The organism is Fusibacter tunisiensis, assembly GCF_016908355.1.
Classification (GTDB): Bacteria; Bacillota; Clostridia; order Peptostreptococcales; family Acidaminobacteraceae; genus Fusibacter_D; species Fusibacter_D tunisiensis.
Genome location: NZ_JAFBDT010000068.1, coordinates 1 through 1,249, shown reverse-complemented (window position 1 = coordinate 1,249; position 1,249 = coordinate 1). Strand labels below are relative to the sequence as shown.

2 protein-coding genes are annotated in these 1,249 nt (G+C 43.6%); both read right to left on the bottom strand.

Annotation, left to right across the window (positions count from 1 at the left end; genetic code table 11):
* The coding region (locus JOC49_RS13090; RefSeq protein WP_204665482.1) for an ABC transporter ATP-binding protein at positions 1–857 on the bottom strand (857 nt) is incomplete at its 3' end.
* Positions 858–865: 8 nt separating this feature from the next.
* Positions 866–1,249 (bottom strand): ABC transporter permease (locus JOC49_RS13085; protein WP_204665481.1); only part of this gene is annotated, 384 nt, incomplete at its 5' end.

Here is a 1,249-nt window from a genome sequence, read left to right as displayed (position 1 = left end):
TAGCAACCTTCAGGCAATTCAAATGGATTCGGTACAATCCCGTCTATGCTGTTGAGTCTCTCTCTATCTTCATCTAAGTTCGGGATCGAGTGCAAAAGACCCACTGTGTAAGGGTGCTTTGGATTGTCAAAGATCTCCACAGCACTTGCAGACTCCACGATCTTGCCAGAGTACATTACCAATACATCATGTGCCATCTGAGCCACTACCCCAAGGTCATGTGTGATAAGCATTATCGCTGTGTTTGTCTTTTTCTGAAGGTCATTCATAAGCGATAATATCTGTGCCTGAATGGTTACATCAAGCGCTGTCGTTGGCTCATCTGCTATAAGGACCTTTGGATTACACGCAAGTGCCATGGCAATCATAACACGTTGACGCATACCACCTGAAAGTTGGTGGGGGTAATCTCTTACCACTTTCTCCGCTCTTGGTATCCCTACAAGATTCAAAAGCTCCACTGCCTTTACATACGATTCCTTCTTTGTCATTCCTTGGTGTAGAATCAAGGATTCACCAATCTGATCTCCAATTCTAAAAACTGGATTAAGGGATGTCATTGGCTCTTGAAAAATCATCGATATTTCATTGCCTCTGTAGGTACGCATTTTCTTATCCGCTATCCCAACCAGTTCTTCACCATTGAACTTGATTGATCCTTTTACAATTTTTCCAGGCTTTTCTATCAAATTCAAGATACTCATTGCTGTTATACTTTTACCACAACCTGATTCTCCTACGATTCCAAGCGTCTCGCCTTCTTTCAGTGTAAACGAGTTCCCGTCCACGGCTTTGACCACGCCTTTGTCCGTGAAGAAATAGGTTGTCAAATCTTTTACTTCCAATATATTCTTCATCTTTACACCTACCTAATCTCTTTTGGATCAAATGCATCTCTTAGCCCTTCACCCAGAAGGTTGATGCTTACAACCGTCAGCATAATCATGATTCCCGGTGGCAACCACAACCATGGCATTGTTCTAAATACGTTGGTATTTCGTGCACGCTCAACCATATTTCCCCATGTTGGCGTCGGTGGTGTTACACCAAGACCAAGGAAGGATAAGCCTGCTTCTGTAAGAATCGCACTTGCCATACCCAGCGTTGCACTTACAATGATGTAAGCCAGGGTGTTTGGAAGCAAGTGACGTGCTATTTTAGACCGGTCCGATATCCCCAATATTTCTGTCGCCTGCATAAACTCTTGCTCTCTAAGTGACAGGATTTGACCCCTTACAATACGGGCTAA